The 14,858-nt window shown below is 31.0% G+C and carries 13 protein-coding genes; 1 reads left to right on the plus strand and 12 read right to left on the minus strand.

Features of this window, described 5'->3' with window-relative positions:
- Positions 1-138 precede the first annotated feature (138 nt).
- The 5 genes from NZD85_RS03350 to NZD85_RS03370 all read right to left on the minus strand — a co-directional run bounded on the left by NZD85_RS03350 (position 139) and on the right by NZD85_RS03370 (position 6,664).
- Complete coding sequence (locus tag NZD85_RS03350; RefSeq protein ID WP_260543400.1) at positions 139-3,168, minus strand: sensor histidine kinase; 3,030 nt, start codon at positions 3,166-3,168, stop codon at positions 139-141.
- Complete coding sequence (locus NZD85_RS03355) at positions 3,155-3,949, minus strand: LytR/AlgR family response regulator transcription factor (RefSeq protein ID WP_260543402.1); 795 nt, start codon at positions 3,947-3,949, stop codon at positions 3,155-3,157. The genes NZD85_RS03350 and NZD85_RS03355 overlap by 14 nt, the downstream gene beginning before the upstream one ends.
- Positions 3,950-4,027: 78 nt before the next feature.
- Positions 4,028-5,182 (minus strand): MFS transporter, encoded by a 1,155-nt coding sequence (locus NZD85_RS03360; protein ID WP_260543404.1) that lies wholly within the window; start codon positions 5,180-5,182, stop codon positions 4,028-4,030.
- Positions 5,183-5,190: 8 nt separating this feature from the next.
- Positions 5,191-5,580, minus strand: coding sequence for an SMU1112c/YaeR family gloxylase I-like metalloprotein (gene gloA2 / locus NZD85_RS03365; RefSeq protein ID WP_260543406.1), 390 nt, complete (start codon positions 5,578-5,580; stop codon positions 5,191-5,193).
- A gap of 4 nt (positions 5,581-5,584) precedes the next feature.
- Positions 5,585-6,664: an NADH:flavin oxidoreductase/NADH oxidase gene (locus NZD85_RS03370; protein ID WP_260543408.1), complete on the minus strand. Its 1,080-nt coding sequence runs from the start codon at positions 6,662-6,664 to the stop codon at positions 5,585-5,587.
- A gap of 294 nt (positions 6,665-6,958) precedes the next feature.
- On the opposite strand from NZD85_RS03370, the gene NZD85_RS03375 reads away from it, so the two are divergent.
- Positions 6,959-8,293 (plus strand): NAD(P)/FAD-dependent oxidoreductase, encoded by a 1,335-nt coding sequence (locus tag NZD85_RS03375; RefSeq protein WP_260543410.1) that lies wholly within the window; start codon positions 6,959-6,961, stop codon positions 8,291-8,293.
- Positions 8,294-8,359: 66 nt separating this feature from the next.
- Here the strand turns inward: NZD85_RS03375 and NZD85_RS03380 are convergent, their stop codons facing one another.
- From NZD85_RS03380 to NZD85_RS03410, 7 genes are all read right to left on the minus strand, one after another.
- Complete coding sequence (locus NZD85_RS03380) at positions 8,360-9,013, minus strand: hypothetical protein (protein ID WP_260543412.1); 654 nt, start codon at positions 9,011-9,013, stop codon at positions 8,360-8,362.
- 144 nt (positions 9,014-9,157) lie between these two features.
- Positions 9,158-9,943 (minus strand): zinc ribbon domain-containing protein, encoded by a 786-nt coding sequence (locus NZD85_RS03385; RefSeq protein ID WP_171621682.1) that lies wholly within the window; start codon positions 9,941-9,943, stop codon positions 9,158-9,160.
- Positions 9,944-9,945: 2 nt separating this feature from the next.
- On the minus strand, positions 9,946-11,043 hold the full coding sequence (locus tag NZD85_RS03390; RefSeq protein ID WP_221411921.1) for a Nif3-like dinuclear metal center hexameric protein: 1,098 nt from the start codon (positions 11,041-11,043) through the stop codon (positions 9,946-9,948).
- Positions 11,040-11,531, minus strand: coding sequence for a GNAT family N-acetyltransferase (locus NZD85_RS03395; protein WP_171621681.1), 492 nt, complete (start codon positions 11,529-11,531; stop codon positions 11,040-11,042). The genes NZD85_RS03390 and NZD85_RS03395 overlap by 4 nt, the downstream gene beginning before the upstream one ends.
- On the minus strand, positions 11,503-12,534 hold the full coding sequence (locus NZD85_RS03400; protein WP_260543413.1) for a phosphotransferase enzyme family protein: 1,032 nt from the start codon (positions 12,532-12,534) through the stop codon (positions 11,503-11,505). Before NZD85_RS03400 ends, NZD85_RS03395 begins: the two co-directional genes overlap by 29 nt.
- Before the next feature lie 7 nt (positions 12,535-12,541).
- Positions 12,542-13,462, minus strand: a complete 921-nt coding sequence (locus NZD85_RS03405) for a nucleotidyltransferase family protein (RefSeq protein ID WP_260543414.1) — start codon at positions 13,460-13,462, stop codon at positions 12,542-12,544.
- Positions 13,452-14,822, minus strand: a complete 1,371-nt coding sequence (locus tag NZD85_RS03410; protein WP_260543415.1) for a Gfo/Idh/MocA family protein — start codon at positions 14,820-14,822, stop codon at positions 13,452-13,454. The genes NZD85_RS03405 and NZD85_RS03410 overlap by 11 nt, the downstream gene beginning before the upstream one ends.
- Between the last annotated feature and the right edge of the window lie 36 nt (positions 14,823-14,858).

A 14,858-nucleotide genomic window follows, 5' to 3' on the forward strand; every position in this document is an offset into this window, starting at 1 on the left:
AGTATCTAAGTTTAATACTTAGTTTGAAATCGATACACAAATATAGATACTGAATATATTCTATCACAAAAAACGGAATCTAACTTCGTAAATTGTATTTTTAGCAAGGTGAAATTAGCAACCAATCGGGTGAAAATTTTAAATGATTTTTAAAATCAGCCTTACTCTTGTCCCTTTTTCTTGAAAAGAAATAAAAATATTCTCATCTAAATTGTGATTTAACAGTTGTAATCGTTCGTTGATAATTTTCAACGCTTTTGATTCGTAATTTTTATTACCTTTTTCCTGATTCAAAATTCCTTTTCCATTATCTTCTACCGTAATTTCTAAGAAATTCTGTTGCAAAGCTAACCTCAAGTTAATAGTTGGTTGTAAACTGTATTGATCAAACGCATGAACAAACGCATTCTCGATAATAGGTTGAATCAACATTGGAGGGATTTTAATCCGATGAATATCTACATTTTCATCTTTTTCGATAGTAAATTGTATCTTATTATTCCATCTAAAATTTTCTACCTCAACATATAATTTTAAAAAATCAATTTCATCTTTCAAACTAATTTCATCTTTTGTTGATAGATTCAGCATTTGACGAATTAAATGAGAAAAACGACCAAGCGAATTCAATGCATTATCAATATCATTGTCCAAAATATAAAACTGTATAGAATTCAGAACATTGAAAATAAAATGCGGATTCATCTGCGATTGTAACGCTGTTAATTTAGTTTCTGTCAATTGACGCTCCAACAACAATCGTTGATTTTCTTGTCGATTCTTTTCATTCAATTGATTAATTTTTAATTGGTTAAACTTATTTAAAGTTTTGATTTTATTTGCATTATATCGATAAATAATTAAACTAACAACAAGAATAGATGATAAAATAAAATAAATATTCAAATAAAAAGGTTCGTCAATATCAAGCGAAATAAGGTCAATAATTTGCTTTGTTCCATTATTGGTATCTGTAATTTCGAGCTGAACTTTATACTTTCCGTATTGTAAATTTCGTAAATGAATTGTCTCATCTCCAAAATATTCGTTCCAACTTTCATCTGGATTAATTCGATAACGATATTTAAAATTTTGAGCAAAATTTACATCAACAACAGAAAAATTAATGGTGACATTATTTTCATTATTTTTCAGTTTTAAGTTTTTATCAATCAAATCAAACCATGCAAATTTATCAATTCCATAATCTTCATCATTCACTTTAAAACTTGTAATGATAACTTTTTTCGGATGATTATTTTGTTTAAACAAATTTTCTAAATTCAATTTATAAAATCCGTTTTCAACTCCAAGTGTCACAATTTTTCCATCAAAATTTGATGAATGAATATCTTTATTGACAAAACCTTGTTCGTTACTAATCATATAAGTTTTTCCCTTATTAAAAACCAATAAATTACGATTCGTTCCGATTAAAATACTTTCATCAAAAATATCAATCGAACTGATATTTTCTCCTCCAATTTGACGAATATCAAACATTTTTTTAGTTTTCAATTCATCTCCTTTCACTTCTAAAATGTATACTTTCGCAAATTCTGTCGCAACCATCAAAAGGTTATCGCCAATACATTTTATCATTTTAATTTTTGATTCTGTAAACTGGTTATTTTCTAAATACGAAACAAATTTTCCATTTTCATATTTAAACAATCCATCCAAAGAAGAGCCGAAAAAAACAGCCTTTTTATTTTTACAAATCGATACCACATCTTTCGGTACGTTTCCTTGTTCTGGTGAATAGGCACGATAATTCAACGAATTAAAATCTTCAAAAATTAAAATTCCTCCGACAGGACTTGTTTGAATAAATTGATTGTTAAAAAACGTAAACTGACTTGTTCTGTTTGGTAAATATCTTTTGAAATTTCCTTCAAAATCCAATTCAAAAAGGCCCAAATTTGTAGCAATAACAAACGAATTTCCATGAATAATTAGTTTATAAAACCGAAGATTTTTTTCTTTTAAATTGAAATCGATTTCGTAAAAATCTTTGTTCGACTGATTAAGAAAATCTTTATATTTTGCTTTATTACGAAGCATATAATCATAAAATTCTTCTCTTTTTATCAATTTATTGACAACATCATTTTGTTTAAAATAAAGTCCTTCTGGTGTTAGAAAATAATGTGTATTGTTGATTTTAAAAGTTTCAATTATTCGCTTATTATCAATTGTCGAGAACTCTAAAAAATGATTAAAATGAACTTCAAAAAGCCCTTTATCAGCACTTCCTACATAAATCAAATCATCTGTTTTGCTACTAAAAATACGATATGGGAAATCTGAAGCAATTCTAAACTTGTCGGTTTGATTTAAAATTTGATTATTCCTTAGCTCCGCAATTATTCCGTTTCCTGCGCCAATATCATAACCTGCAAGTAAAATAGATTGTCGTTTTTCAGATTTATTATGGTTTCTAAATACTGGTAAATCATAGGTTTCAAAATTCGTTTTATGATTTAAAAAATCGTTGATTGGAATTACTTTTAGACCTTTGTTTGAAGATAAATACAGTTTATTTTCATCCACAAAGCTATAATTAATACGATTATAGGAATTGGCTAATTTTAATTTATTCGGTTGAACTTCGTACACACCATGATCAATTGTGGTAACATACACTTTGTTTTGATACTCAAAAAAAGAGACAGCCTCGAATACAATATTGTTGTTTTTCTCGAAAGCTGGATTATAAATTTTTTTTGATTTTGTATCAATTATAGAAACTCCACCTTGAGTAGCAATATAGATTAAATCATTCAAATATAACAAATTACGCACCCTATCCGAAACTAATCCTTTAGATGTATTAATAAGTTCGTATTGTTGACCGGTAAATTTCAATATTCCTTGTCCATAGCTTCCAAACCAAATATTATGATCTTTGTCTTCGATAATTTTCCAAATATTATTGTACTGAACTTTCTCAAAACTCTTCATAATTTTGAAATTATCCATATCCTTTACAAAAACACCAAAACGAGTACCAACCCAAACAATATTCCGTGAATCTTTGTAAATACTTAAAATTTCGTTAGCAGGTAAACCGTTCTCATAGGTATATTGTTTTGTAAGGACAAATTGCGCAGAAAGCCAATTTGAACAAAAAATAGTGATTAGTAGAATGAAGTTACGAAACCACATTTGATACTATTTTATAGCCAAGCGACGTGACAGGTAAATTTGATCCGCCTTCTTTTGGTTTACATGCAAGAATCAATACATTGTTTCGTTTATCGAATTTTTTAGCAAAATTTATATTGACCAAATATGAACGATTGACGCGAAAAAAGTTAGTTTGATCAATTAAATTCTCGACTTCTTTTAAGGTTTTTGTAACCATATATGCATCATCTTTTGTAAATATCGTACAATAACTATCGTCTGCTTTGCAATAAATGATATCGTCTATTTTAAGAACCAAGACTTCTGTTATAGATGGAATAAAAATAATTCCATGTTCATTTTTAAAGGTATCTTTTAAATTTTCTGTTTCAACTTCTTCTTCAAAATCGTCGTTGACATTAACTACTTCATTATTATGATTCAATTGACTTTGACGTTCTACAAAACGATTCAATAAAATTTTCAAATCTGAAATTGCGATTGGTTTCATCAAATATCCCAGACATCCCCATTGATTAACTGCTTGTAAAATATAGTCTGAATGAGCTGTAGTAAAGATCACATCAAAAGTAATGTCATCAAAATAATCAAATAATTTGAAGCCATATTCATCTGGCATTTGAATATCTAAAAAAACAATATCAGGTTGATTTTCTTTTATTTTTTCAACACCTTCTTTTACAGAACTTGCGGTATCAATCAACTTAAAAAAATTAGGTAAAGCATGTTGAATAATTTTCTTTAACCCTTGTTGAGCAAAGTGTTCATCATCAATGATAAGAGCTTTATAATTGTCCATTTTAGCGTATTTAATACAAATATAAACAAAAAAGGATGCTCTATAGAACATCCCTTTTTTAATCAAGTAATTCTTGATTTATATTTTTTTTGATTTTAATTGAAAAAATAGTGCTGCGATGATAGCTCCTACAGCTGCCATTATAAACCCGACCCATAATTGCGAATTAAAACCTAATCCCAATGCAATTGGAATTCCTCCTAAGAATGCACCTAACGCATTTCCAATATTAAAACTCGCTTGTCCAGCTGCTGCTGCTAAAGTTTCTGATCCTTTTCCATTATTGATTAGCATCATTTGAATTGGAGAACCAATTGTAAAAGCGATCAATCCTGTAATAAACGACATTATATATGCCATTGCTTGAATATGTGACGTAAAATAAACAATAACTAAGCAAACTGCCATTGACGCAAATGATATAATTGCTGCTTTATTTGGAGACATTGTATCGGCTAATTTTCCTCCAATAAAATTTCCAACAAACATTCCCAAACCAATTAATGTCATAATAATAGGAACCTGTGTTTTTGGCAAATCTGCGACATTTGTCATTAATGGAGAGATGTAACTAATCCAAGCAAATAAACCAGATGTACCGATTGAAATCATAACGATTAAAACCCAAGCTTCCCATTTTTTGAAAAAACTAAGTTGTTCTATCAAGCTTCCTTTGTTTGTATTTTTGATATTAGGCACCCATAACGATATGGCTAACATTGTGATTAATCCAAGGCTTGCTACAATTCCGAATGTTAAACGCCAAGAATACAACTGCCCTAATTTTGTCCCCAAAGGAACACCTACTAAATTGGCAAAAGTTAATCCTGCAAACATGATTGATATCGCTTGCGCTTCCTTTCCTTTAGTAGCTAATTGTGCTGCAACAACAGAGCCAACTCCAAAAAATGCACCATGAGGCAAACCAGACATAAAGCGAGCAATTAATAATGTGGTGTAACTTGGAGCTATGACAAAAAGTGAATTAAAAATAGTAAACAACAACATAAAAAATATCAATACTTTTTTAGGTGAATACTTACTTGTAGCCATGATTAATGTTGGAGCGCCAACCATTACACCCATCGCATACATTGATATAAAATTCCCTGCTTTTGGAATTGATATGTTCAAATCTTTTGCAAAATCCTCTAAAACTCCCATCATCGAAAATTCCGTCATTCCGATGGCTAAACCTCCCATTGCTAAAGCAAGTAAACTCTTTTGTACCATTTATTTTTTTATTCTTCGTATAATTCTATAGGTAAACCGTCAGGATCTTCAAAAAAAGTAAACTTTTTCTGCGTGTATTCATCCACACGAATTGGTTCTACCTTTATTTCTAACTGCTTTAGTTTTTCAACTTCATTTTCAATATTCCCAACAGCAAAAGCAATGTGTCTCAAGCCAGAGGCCTCTGGTCGAGAAATACGTTTTGCTGGTTTTGGAAAAGAGAATAATTCGATGCAGTAATAATTTTGCAAAGCTAAATCTAATTTATAAGAATCACGTTCTTTTCGATAAACTTCTTGTACAACTTCAAACCCTAAAATTTCAGTATAAAACTGTTTTGACTTTTGGTAATCGGAACAAATAATTGCTATGTGATGAATTTTATTTAATGTTAACATCTATTTATTTGTAATGATTATTTTTTGCTCTTTCATATTGTGGCAACCATTTAATGTCTTCTCCTAACTCTTTCGCTGCATGCAATGCGAAATAAGGATCTCTTAACAATTCTCTTCCTAAAAAGATTAAATCTGCTTCATTATTTTGTAAAATTTCTTCTGCTTGATTGGGTTCAAAAATTAATCCAACTGCTCCTGTTATAGCATTTACTTGATTTTTAATCTCTTTAGAAAATGGAACTTGATAATTTTTCTTCACTTCAATTTTTTGATGACTCACTCCACCTCCAGACGAAACATCAATTACTTCAACACCTCTATATTTCAGAATTTTACACAATTCTATTGTTTCTACTAAATTCCATCCATTTTCAGCCCAATCAGAAGCGGATAAACGAATCCAAAGTGATTGAGTCGTCATGTATTTTTTTATTTCATCAACAATTTCCAAAACAAAACGAATTCTGTTTTCAAAACTTCCACCGTATTCATCTGTTCGATTATTAATCAATGGCGATAAAAATTGATGAGCCAAATAACCATGTGCACCATGAATTTCTATAATCTCAAAACCAGCTTTTATAGCACGTTCTGTAGCTTTTCCCCATTCTTTTGTTACTGCATTAATTTCATCAACTGATAATTGATTTGGAATTTCATCTGTTTCATTGAAAGGTAAGTTTGAACTTGAAACCGTTTTCCAACCATTTTCTTCGTTTGATTTTATTTGATGATAACCCTTCCAAGGTATTTCAGTACTTGCTTTACGTCCTGCATGCGCTAATTGAATTCCAGGAACACAATTGTAACGTTTAATTTCTTTTGTAATTTTTTGATAAGCTTCGATGTGTTCATCTTTCCAAATCCCTAAATCTCCATATGAAATTCTACCTTCGGGAACAATTGCTGTAGCTTCTATAATAATCGCCGAAACATTTCCTACCGCACGAGAAACATAATGCTGAAAATGCCAATCATTAGGAAAGCCATCTTCGGAAGAATATTGACACATTGGCGACATGATTATTCTATTTTTTAATGAAATTGATTCATTTATTTTAATCGGTTCAAATAATTTACTCATAACCTGTATTTTTTAAATATAATTTTGACTAAAATTCGACAATTTGATTCAATTCTTAAAATGATTTACCTTAAAATAATTTCTATTTCATCTCATTTTTCAAGTTTAAAACGAGACGAAAATCGTTAAATCATAAATGTTTTTAACATTTTATCAAAAGCTGACAAAAAACATAAATTTTAAAAAATCTAATAATCAATCCGATATCATAGTAAATCTCTAAGGTTCAGAATAATTTTTAATAAATCTTGCATTGTTTCTTAGTTTGTTCGTAATTTTACAAAAAAGTGAATTTTGGAAAAGAAAAAGATTGTCATTTTAGGTGCTGGATTTGCCGGACTTAAATTAGCCCGTAAATTAAATAATAACCCACACTTTTCTGTTACACTTATTGACCGCTATAATTACCATCAATTTCAACCTCTTTTTTATCAGGTTGCAACAGCTGCTATCAACGCGAGTGATATTTCATTCCCGATACGTAAAGTTTTTCAAAACAGTAAAAATGTAAGCGTACGATTAGCAGAAGTAACTGGAATTAACAAAGAGAAAAACGAAGTTGAAACCACAATTGGTGATTTTTCTTATGACTATTTGGTTGTTGCCATGGGATGTACCACAAATTTCTTCGGGAACAAACAAATTGAGGAATTATCATTCCCAATGAAATCGACGAATGAAGCACTAACGCTTAAAAATCGATTACTAACAAACTTCGAGAGTGCATATTCTGCAGAAACTCCTGAAGAATTGGAAGAAATAATGAATATTGTCGTTGTAGGTGGAGGACCAACAGGAGTTGAACTTTCAGGTGCAATTGCGCAAATGAAAAAATTTATTCTTCCGAAAGATTACCCAGATTTAGATTTCTCTAAATTAAATATTTATTTAATTGAAGGAGGTCCAAATTTATTAGGTCCTATGTCTGATTTAGCACACAAAAAGTCTTACGAATATTTGACGAATATGGGTGTTAATGTTTGGACAGATGGTCGCGTAACAGACTATGATGGAAAAACAATTTCTTTAGCAGATGGTCGTACAATCAAAACTCGTAATTTGATTTGGGCTGCTGGAGTTATGGGAAATGTGCCTGAAGGTGCTGTTGCAAGAGAAGATTTACAACGAGGAAATCGTTTGAAAGTAGATCGTACGTCTAAAGTTTTAGGAACAAATAACATTTATGCAATTGGAGATATTGCTTCGATGGAAACACCGAAGTACCCTCATGGACATCCTCAATTAGCACGTGTTGCTGGAGACCAAGCTGTACAATTGGCTAAGAATTTTGACAAATTGGGGCAAGGTTTATCTGAAGATAAATTAACTTTTTTCGAATATCAAGATCCAGGTTCTATGGCAACAATTGGTAAGCGTAAAGCAGTTGTAGATTTACCTAAGTTTTCATTCTCTGGACGAATAGCTTGGTTTACTTGGATGTTCTTACACTTGATGTTAATCTTAACAGTTCGTAACAAACTGGCTATTTTCTTAAACTGGGCACAAACATATTTTACGAATGATTCCTCATTACGTATTATTGTTCGTCCTACGAAAAAAGATTTTAGATTTAATTTGAAAGGTTACAGACGTTTCCCTAAAAATCGTGAAAAAGAAATAGAAGCTTAAAAAACTTTATTCAATAAAAAAAATCCGCTATTTGTAGCGGATTTTTTTATGATTGATAATCAAATTTTATTTTCTTGCTGAAGGTCTTCTAACACCTGATTTTACTCTATTCGTAGAAGCTGACTTTGCACTTACTTCACCTTTTGCCGATTTGTTGTATAATTGAATAAATTCAAATAATCCATCAAAATCACCTGTTAACGTTTTTCCGTTTACTACTCTTAGCGCAAAATTAGATGATAATAAACTTCTACCATAAGGATCAGAATAATTTGTAAGATTAATAGAGCCAGAAGAAAAATCTGAATCTAATAAGGCAAATGAACCTGAATTTAGTACGGGTACATAATCTTGCATAATCGGATTTTCATAATACTCAATATAATCTAATCCTCTTTCATTAGATTCTGTTACATATGTACCGTTAAATTTCAAATCGTCTCTTTGGTAAACTTCTAAATACAGATAAGATCCATTCAATTTACCATTTTTAGGAACAGGATTCGTCGATAACTCTACACTATAATAATATCCCCCATCTGCTTGTTCAATATCCGCAACAACTGCATTTCTAAGCGGAAACGAAACACCATCATAATTGATCTCACCAACGTTTACAACATCAGGTACATAATCATAATACCCGTCATCATCATTAATACATGATGTTAACGTAATTGATGAGACAGCTAACATTGCTAAAAATATAATTTTTTTCATAATTTCTAAATTTTCAAACTAATCTTGTTTGCTCAATACAAATAACGTGCTAAAATAATTAGAACATTAATTATTGATATAAAAAAAAGTGTTGCTAAATGATGCAACACTTTGGTTTTAAATAAAATATTTTAAGAATGAAGATTATCCTTTGATGACAATTTCCATTTTTTCTTGCTCTTCTAAAGCCAATTCCAAGTCAACTAAAATACGACCTGAATGCTCATCAGCAATAATTTTTTTACGTTGAGCAATATCCATTTGTCTTTGAGGTGGAATTGTAAAGAAAGATCCAGCAGAAGCACCACGTTGAACTGGAACAACAGCTAAACCATTTTTAACAGAACCTCTAATGCGGTTGTAAGCGTCTAATAATCTTTGTTCGATTTTAGCAGAATACTCAATAGATAATTTCATTAATGTATTTTCTTCTTTCTCTGTATCTTTTACAATTGTATCTAATTCCGCTTTTTTGTGCTCTAAATGCTCTTTCATCGAAGCTAATTTTGTGTTAAACTCTTCGATTTGAGTATTTTTTTGTTGAATTTTGATTGTAAACTCACGAATACGTTTTTCAGCTAATTCGATTTCCAAACCTTGGTATTCAACCTCTTTTGCTAAAGCATCAAACTCTCTGTTGTTACGAACGTTATCTTGTTGCTTTGTGTATTTCTTAATTAAAGCTTCTGCATTTTTAATTGCTTCTTTCTTCAATTTAATTTCTTCATCCAAACCTTTCGTTTCGTCAACTACTTTTTGGATTCTCGTTTCTAATTGTGCAACATCGTCGCTCAAATCTTCAACCTCTAAAGGTAATTCACCTCTTGTGTTTCTGATTTCATCTAAACGTGAATCAATTAATTGCAAGTCGTATAACGCGCGAAGCTTTTCTTCGACGCTTAGTTCTTTGATATTTTTTGTTTCAGACATAGTTAACAATAATTAACAGGATTGGTATTAATTCCAGAATTAAAGACCACAAAATTAGTAAATTTTTCTTTAAGATACGAAGTTATTAAGTTTTTTGTAAACTGTTCTGACTCGAAATGTCCAATATCTGCCAAAACAAGCTTATTTTCAGCAGTAAAAAAATCGTGATATTTCAAATCTGCAGTAATATAAATGTCCGCTCCGGCCGAAATTGCATTTTTTATTCCAAAAGCACCAGACCCACCAAGTACTGCTACTTTTTTAATTTTTTTATTCAATAATTTCGAATGACGAATGGCAGGCGTATTCATCTGTGATTTTAGATAATTGAAAAAATCCATTTCATCCATTTCATTTTCCAATTCACCAATCATTCCGATTCCTACATAATTATTTAAATTATTCAATGAAATAACAGAATATGCAACCTCTTCGTACGGATGATTTTTAAATAAAGCGTTCATAATATCACCTTCCAAATGTTGTGGCATCACAATTTCTATTCGCGTTTCATTTACCGTTTCTAACTTGCCTACTTCTCCAATAAACGGATTTGCGCCATCAATTGGTCTGAAATTTCCTTTTCCTTCTACGGTAAAACCACACGAATCATAATTACCAATTTTTCCTGCTCCAGCTTTATACAATGCATTTTTCAATGTTTCTGCATGTTCTGTAGGAACATAAGTAATCAACTGCTTAAGTGTTTGCGTTTTTGGAATTAAAATCTTTGTATTGAATAACGCTAATTTTTCGGAGATTTTAAAATTTACGCCAACTTTAGAGTTGTCTAAGGCTGTATGTGTTGCATAAATATTAATTCCATGCTTTATAGCTGTCATAACAGCTTTTTCAACATAAGTTTTTCCATTCAATTTCTTTAAACCAGAAAAAATAATTGGGTGGAAACTAACAATTAAATTACAATTTTTCTCAATCGCTTCTTCAACTACTTCAGGTGTTGTATCAAGTGTGACCAAAATACCTGTAACCTCATCGTTGTAATCACCAACCAATAATCCTACATTGTCAAAATCTTCGGCATAAGCCAAAGGAGCTATTTCTTCCATCGCAGAAGCGACATCTTTTACGTGTATCATTTTATTTTATTCAAAATCAATTTTTCAGTTGGAAGATCGTGTTCGATTCCTTTCCAATACGATTCAAAATTAAATTTTTCTAACAACTTTCGCGAAGCAATGTTATCAGGATCGATAACCGCCATCACTTTCAAATCGGGGAATTTATTTCGAGATTCAGAAAGTAAATGTTCGCAAACCATTGTACCAAAACCTTTTCTCCAAAATTCTTTCTTTAACATATAACCTATTTCCAGCGAATTTTCGATATGTTTATTATAAACTAATTTACAATCTCCCAAAAAATTATCTTCATCATCATAAACTTTAAAAAACCCTAAGTTTTCATCAACCGAGCTTTTCTCTAAAATAGAAGTGAATTTATGATTTGCTTGTTCTTTATTCAGACCTTTTCCGGTAATATACTTCATTTGATCATCGTCCTGAACAAGCGTGTAATATTCGTTAAAATCTGAAGGTTTATACTTTTCGAATCGAAGTTTCTTCATGAAATTTTGTTAATGCTTTTAATAAATTGATTTGATTTATCGTACGATTAAGATTCTGTTTTGGATAAGTAATCGAATAATAAACATCATTATTCAAATAATCGCCTAAAAATCTAACCGCTTGGATATAAATTACAATATACGCAACAAAATCCATATTTTCTACTTCAACAGTTTGTAAATCATTTTTTAAATGTTCTAAAAACCCACGTTTAACTGCTTCATAATAGCTTGATTCAAAAATATTTTCTGCCGTTGGATCATCTTCTTGTTTTAGATTCGCATAGGTTCTTATCATATCACCAAAATCGCACAAAATGTTTCCTGGCATAATTGTATCCCAATCTATTAGAGCGATTGCTTGTGAATGATTTTCACTATTAAACAAAAAATTACTCAATTTTGCATCCGCATGAACGACACGTTTTGGAAAATCAATTGCTAAATATTCTTTTACTTTTGATGCATTGTCTAAAATATAATTGATTTCGTATTTTGTTTCTTGTAATCGTTCTTCTGAAGCATTTTGTAAGGCTTCATTAAAATCTTGCATTCGTTTTTGATAATCCAAAAAACCATCAATCGACGGATGAATTTCTTCAATATCTAAATCCAATAGAAACGAATGAAATTGACTTATAGTCTTCGCCGCTTCATAAGCTTGTTCAGCAGATTCTACTTTATCAAAACAAACAGAATTAGAAATATAGGATGTTAAGCGCCAAGTTTCTTCATTTTCTACAGCTAAAAGATTTCCTTTCAAATCTGGAATAATTTCGATGAGTTGTTTGGGATAATTCTTTGCTTTAAGATGAGTAGAAACTTGTTGAATATTGTTTGAAATAATTTCGGGATGAGGAAAAACCTTTGTATTTATTTTCTGTAAAATGTATTTTTTTCCTTGCTGATTGATTTCATAAGTAGAGTTAATCCAACCAGAACTGATTGGATTAACAACTATTTGATCAATATTTTCGAAATAATGTTTTAATATTTCTTCCATTCTATTTTTAAGTCCAAAGTGAATTTGGATATTTTTGATCTTTTACTAATTGTTGAATCGAATTAACAACCACTACTCTATCTTCAGGATATGTCATTCCAAACCAATTTTCATCAGAATTTTGTACAATCACTTCCAATTGATCTTCTTTGATCATATCATTGATAACTTTTGGCAAGAAAAATTCAGCTTTCAAATGTGATGCATTTTCTTTTAAAAAATCAGCAAATTTATCTTCTAAATTTCTAAAAATTGAAGGATGTAATACAAAGAAATTCATCGAAACTGCAACATCTTCATCCAACGATTCGACATGTTCATTTTCTTCGAAAACAATTTCTCCATTTTCGTTGGCATAGATATTTGTACGTTCTACCACATTCTCTAAAAGTCCGTTTTGCACTGTACAAATTCCACGAGATACTGATCCATTTTCACTAATTGTATTTGCCAATTTATATGCAACCATTCCGTACGTATTTGCCGTAATTTGTTCTGCTTGTACTAACTCGTTTGCTTTTTCGTAAGCTTTACGACCATAAAAATCATCCGCATTAATTACGATAAATGGATTGTTTAAATGATTTTTTGTAATCATTAATGCATGCCCGGTTCCCCAAGGTTTTTCACGTTTTTCTATTTTATCATAAATACCTCTTGGCACTGAAGTATAGGTCGTTTGAAGGACAAATTCAACCGAACCACCTTTTTTCTCGATTATCGTTTGAAAATATTTTTTTGTATCAGCATCAAATTGTTCATTTATAATGAAAACATAATGTTTTATTCCACATGAAAACGCATCATAAATAGAATATTCCATCAAGGTTTCTTTACTTGGGCCAATCGGGTCAATTTGTTTTTGACCTTTGTAGCGACTTCCCATTCCTCCTGCTAATATGACTAATGATAAGGTTTTAGATTCCATAATCTTCTGCTCCAAAAACTGGTTTTCTTGTTTTGTATTTTCCTCTTGTAAAATCTGGCATTTCTTGAGACGCTCCATTACCTTCGATAGATTTTTCACTTAATGGTGTCACAGCATACCAAGTTGCTAAATCATAAACATCAAATGGAAATTCTTTGTTTTGTTTGATACACTCGATAAAATCATTCATCAAGAAGAAATCCATTCCACCATGTCCAGCACCTTCAGCTTGAGCTTCATATTTTTTCCAGTACGGATGATCATACGTTTTTAAATGATCTTCTGAACTTGCCCACTTGTGTGAATGTTTCATTTCATCTTCAAAATAAATAAACCCTTGGCTAAATCCGCCCGAACCGATATCTTGCCAAATACCATCCGTACCTTGTAGACGGAAACCTAAGTTATATGGGCGTTGTAAAGAAGTGTCGTGTGTTAATAAGATGGTTTCTCCATTTTCACACTTTAACATAGTTTGAACGATATCTCCTAATTTAAATTCTACTTTCGCATTTGGATGATCGGCACCGCCATTTTTAACGATATAATCCGTCAATCCCGCTTGTTTAGAAGCCATTGAAGTAATATGTGTAATTCTATTTCCACGGTTAACATCCATCATTGTTCCGATTGGTCCTAATCCATGTGTCGGGTATAATTCTCCATTGCGTTTCACATAATGATTGGTACGCCAAGCAGCTTCTGAGAAACCTTTCTCTCCAAATTCAACGCCACCTCCATAGGCTTTGACACCGTCATTAAATAATACATTTCTCAAATCATGTTGATATCCACCTTGTCCATGCAAAATTTGACCAAACATTCCTTTACGTGCCATGTTCATTACAGCCATAATATCACGACGGTAACATACATTTTCCATCATAAATACTGGGACTTTGGTTTTTTCGTATGTATCTACATAATTCCAGCATTCTTGTAAATTCATTGCTCCACAAACTTCTAAACCAACAATTTTACCAGCATTCATCGCTGCAATGGTTTGTTCTTCATGAAACTCCCAAGGCGTAGAAATAACTACTGCATGTATTTTTTTATCTGAATATAATTTTTTGTAACCATCTAACCCTTTAAAATACGTTACAGGCTTTTTATTATGTTTTGCAAAAATCTTATTACAACGATCTATCATTCGTTGGTCTGGTTCAGCAATTGCAACAACTTCTACATCATTTCTTTTTAACAGCTCATCCAAATGCACCTGCCCTCTCATTCCACAACCAACTAAACCTACTCTCACTTTATCGATTTTTGATGAAAAATCAAACAAAGAGTCAGGTGATACTAATGCGACTGTTGAAGCAGCTGCAGTTGATTTAATAAAATTTCTTCTGTCCATTGTATTTTTATTTGTTTACTTAAAATTTAGAAGATG

The sequence above is a fragment of the Empedobacter stercoris genome (genome assembly GCF_025244765.1).
Taxonomy (GTDB): domain Bacteria; phylum Bacteroidota; class Bacteroidia; order Flavobacteriales; family Weeksellaceae; genus Empedobacter; species Empedobacter stercoris.

Coding starts and splice junctions, on each gene's coding strand:
- NZD85_RS03405 (WP_260543414.1), bottom strand. CDS start 13,462: ATGGAATCTAAAACCTTATCATTAGTCATATTAGCAGGAGGAATGGGA.
- NZD85_RS03355 (WP_260543402.1), bottom strand. CDS start 3,949: ATGGACAATTATAAAGCTCTTATCATTGATGATGAACACTTTGCTCAA.
- NZD85_RS03380 (WP_260543412.1), bottom strand. CDS start 9,013: ATGAAAAAAATTATATTTTTAGCAATGTTAGCTGTCTCATCAATTACG.
- gloA2 (WP_260543406.1), bottom strand. CDS start 5,580: ATGTTAACATTAAATAAAATTCATCACATAGCAATTATTTGTTCCGAT.
- NZD85_RS03385 (WP_171621682.1), bottom strand. CDS start 9,943: ATGTCTGAAACAAAAAATATCAAAGAACTAAGCGTCGAAGAAAAGCTT.
- NZD85_RS03370 (WP_260543408.1), bottom strand. CDS start 6,664: ATGAGTAAATTATTTGAACCGATTAAAATAAATGAATCAATTTCATTA.
- NZD85_RS03400 (WP_260543413.1), bottom strand. CDS start 12,534: ATGGAAGAAATATTAAAACATTATTTCGAAAATATTGATCAAATAGTT.
- NZD85_RS03395 (WP_171621681.1), bottom strand. CDS start 11,531: ATGAAGAAACTTCGATTCGAAAAGTATAAACCTTCAGATTTTAACGAA.
- NZD85_RS03410 (WP_260543415.1), bottom strand. CDS start 14,822: ATGGACAGAAGAAATTTTATTAAATCAACTGCAGCTGCTTCAACAGTC.
- NZD85_RS03350 (WP_260543400.1), bottom strand. CDS start 3,168: ATGTGGTTTCGTAACTTCATTCTACTAATCACTATTTTTTGTTCAAAT.
- NZD85_RS03360 (WP_260543404.1), bottom strand. CDS start 5,182: ATGGTACAAAAGAGTTTACTTGCTTTAGCAATGGGAGGTTTAGCCATC.
- NZD85_RS03390 (WP_221411921.1), bottom strand. CDS start 11,043: ATGATACACGTAAAAGATGTCGCTTCTGCGATGGAAGAAATAGCTCCT.